General features: G+C 38.2%; 3 protein-coding genes. 1 reads left to right on the top strand and 2 read right to left on the bottom strand.

Going from position 1 to position 3,330, the window contains the following annotated elements:
• Positions 1–241 (top strand): hypothetical protein (locus T538_RS19040; protein WP_034539263.1); only part of this gene is annotated, 241 nt, incomplete at its 5' end.
• Between the two features lie 36 nt (positions 242–277).
• On the opposite strand, the gene T538_RS0113705 is transcribed toward T538_RS19040, so the two are convergent.
• Together T538_RS0113705 and T538_RS0113700 are read right to left on the bottom strand one after the other, a co-directional pair.
• Entirely contained in the window at positions 278–2,653 is a 2,376-nt protein-coding gene (locus T538_RS0113705) for a leucine-rich repeat domain-containing protein (RefSeq protein ID WP_031534594.1), read from the bottom strand.
• Positions 2,654–2,866: 213 nt separating this feature from the next.
• A complete protein-coding gene (locus T538_RS0113700; protein ID WP_031534592.1) occupies positions 2,867–3,262 on the bottom strand; it encodes a hypothetical protein in 396 nt (131 codons plus the stop codon).
• Positions 3,263–3,330 lie beyond the last annotated feature (68 nt).

Raw genomic sequence — 3,330 nt, 5'->3', positions numbered from 1 at the left:
AAAAAAACAAATAAGAGGATGTGCCTATTTTGACACACCCTCCATCAGCATTCGGGAGTTTGTAACTCCCATTGTCGCAAAGCGGCAAAAAGTTATGCATAAAAGCGATACCTTCGCATTACAGCCTTTTCAGTGGTGGGAATTTCAAATTCCCATTTATTTCAAAGCCAAATTGCAAATTCGGCTTAACATGGGGGCAAATACGGCTTATCAAGGCAATACTATTAATTGTCCATTGTGAATTATGAATTCTGAATTATCCATTGTTAATTCTACATTATTTCTCAACCAAAAGATAATCGCAATAATCTAACATCTTTTTAAATTTCTCGAGCGTGCCTTTTGGAATATGGATAGCTTTTAACTTGTTGCAACTCCAAAAAATATCTGAGGCGATGTCTGTTATTGTACTTGGCAAAGTTACGCTTTTCAGTTTTTTACAATCCTTAAACGCCTCTTCTTTGATGCTTGTAACACCTTCGGAAATTTTTACCGTCTCGAGTTTCTCACAATCCTTAAACGCCTCTTTCTTGATTTCTTTTACGGAGCTTGGAATAACTATGCTTTCAAGATTTAAACACCCCCTAAACGTCTCTTCTCCGATTTTTTCTACTCCTTCGGGGATATTTATGCTTTTCAGTTTCTCACAGTAACTGAATGCCTTAATTCCTATTGTCTTCACACTTTTAGGAATTGTTATGCTTTCAAGATTTCTGCAGCCGCTAAACGCCTCTTCCCCGATTTTTTCTACTCCTTCGGGAATATCTATACTTTTCAGATTCTTGCAGTAGCCCAAACATAAAGAAACCAGACTGTTTGGCAGTTTTATATCGGTGAGGTTTATACAGTCATAGAATGCGAAGGGTTCAATTTCGGTAACGCCTTCTGGAATTTCGATACTTTTGATGTTTTCGCACCCCACAAAGGCTCCCCAGCCGATTTTTTCGATGCCTTGCGGTATTACGGTTTTGTTGAATCCGCAGATAAGCGTGTTGGTCTTAGTTTCGATAATTGCGTTGCAGTTGCCTCGCGAGTCGTAAACCGGATTTTTTTCGTCAATAATCACAGAGTCTATTCTGTTGTATCCAAAAATGCCGGGGATAATTCTTCTTACAGTTGCTGGAATGGTTATGCTCTTTAAATTTTCGCAATATGTAAATATAAACATATTAAGTTCCTGGACGCTATCTGGAACTGTGAATTCCTTTATAAAGCGGTTGATTTCCATGTTGTCAAAGTCAACTATATTGTCCAGACTGTTGGGAATGGTCGTGATGCTGCATCCGGCAATCATCTTGTTTGTCTTGGTCTCGATAATTGCGTTGCAGTTGTCTCGCGAGTCGTAAACCGGGTTGTCTTTGTCTACTTTTATTGATTTAAGATTGTCGCACTCTGATGTGATGTTGTCATTGATGTTTTTTACGCTGGCAGGAATTGTTATGCTTTCGAGTTTCTTGCAGCCCGAAAATGCAAAGGAACTAATTTCTTCTACGCCGTTAGATATGTTTACGCTTTTAAGATTCTCGCAACCAGTGAATGCGTTTTCCTTGATTGTCTTTACGTTGCCCGGAATGTTTATATTTTCGAGACTCTTACAATGAAAGAATGCTTCCTTGTAGATTATTTTAACGCTGTTTGGAATGTTTATGTTTCGGAGTTTCTCGCATCCCCAAAACATACCTGCACTCACAAATTGCAAACTGTCGGACAATGTTATGTCTGTAAGATTCTTGCATAAGAGAAACGTTCCGCCGCCTATTTTCTTAATGTTGTTTGGTATTGTTATGCTTTTGAGTCCTTTGCAGTAGGCAAATGCCCTAAAGCCGATGTATTTTATATCGTGTGGAATAACGGTATTGCAGCATCCCTTGATAAGGAAACTGTCCTTAGTCTGGATAATTGCATTGCAGTTGTTTCGCGAATCATAAACCGGATTGTCTTTGTCAATCTTTATAGACTCTATGCTTTCGCAATTTTCAAAAACATCAATTTCCGAAATAGACTTGAGGCTTTTTGGTAAGATTATCTCTTTCAAAGCCTTGCAATACTGAAATGCTCCAGTTCCTATTTCTGTTACACCATTAGGTATTGTGATTCTCTCAAGACTCTTGCATGAACTAAATGCGTATGGGGCTATATATGGCATTTTTGCTTGAATATCAACCGACTTCAGGTTCTCGCATTGGCTAAATGCTCCGTTGCCAATGCGCAGAGTTTTGCCATGCTTGTTTCTCGGAAAGCAAATCTTTGCAAGTTTGGTACACTCTGTAAAGGCATCATTGCCAATGGAGTCGATTGTGTTTGGCAAGTGTACATATTCAAGTTTTGTGCATCCCTTAAACGCTTCTTCTTCGATGGTTGTAACCCCTTGTGGAATATAGATAGATGTGATGCCTTCGCACTCCTCAAATCCCCCTTCATCTATGACTTTTACAGGATATCTCTTGCCCTTGTATTCAAGCGCGGCAATAATACGGACGTTGCCTTTAAGTTCATCTTCGTCCCAGCAAGATGCTATAAGATAATCGTCTTTAATATCGTACACTATGTTGTCAATGGTAAAGCAACTGGCGCTTTCTATTGTGAACGATTTGCACCCCGTAGCCTTTCCGTTTTTGTCAACTTTTACAACAATGTCCTCGCCTTTAGCCATTGTCGTGCATATTGCAGAAAGGAGTAGGACGAAAATGAGTAATGCTTTTTTCATTTAGATTTGAATTTAAGAATTGTTATTGAATGATATTTATGTTTTAAGGATTATTCAGCCTCCAGCCATATTCTTGCCTTCATGCCTCATGCTTCTCCTTTCAGTAGTTTCATCATAGCGATTTTGAATTTTGAATTATGAATTGTGAATTCAGTATTTTCAATCCTCATCGTACTCTATAAAGGCATCATCAATATAATACACATGTGGGAGAGCCTTTTTAATGGACAGACGAACATGTATATGGTTTATCACGGAGTCGCCATATATCTCGTAAAGCCTATCTGCTTTTTTGTTTGTTGAAAAACGCACTAAATCTCCTCTATATCTGCAATTAATGCCACTTTTTTTTCCACTTGGGTTATACTTGTATACTTCAATATCATCAGTCATAAATGCCTTTTCATCTTTGATAATTGTATAGTTTATGAAATAGTAGCCGAACCAGACACCAAAGACGCAAATGGCAAGTGCACGATTATAGTAACGTAGTGCATCTAATTTCCATAAAACGAGGTAGGGAATTAGGATTGCCGGAATATTCAGAAGGAACACATAAACCCAAATCGGTCATTAGAAATTTGGCATGTCTATTTTTCTAATGACCGCCATTAGAAAATATC

This window comes from Bacteroides sp. Ga6A2 (genome assembly GCF_000702225.1).
Lineage (GTDB): Bacteria > Bacteroidota > Bacteroidia > Bacteroidales > Bacteroidaceae > Ga6A1.
Note: the sequence above shows the minus strand (reverse complement) of the source record. Positions and strands in the feature narration are given on the sequence as shown.

Excerpts from the sequence above, each read along its gene's own strand:
- T538_RS0113705 (WP_031534594.1), bottom strand. The coding sequence starts at position 2,653 with ATGGCTAAAGGCGAGGACATTGTTGTAAAAGTTGACAAAAACGGAAAG.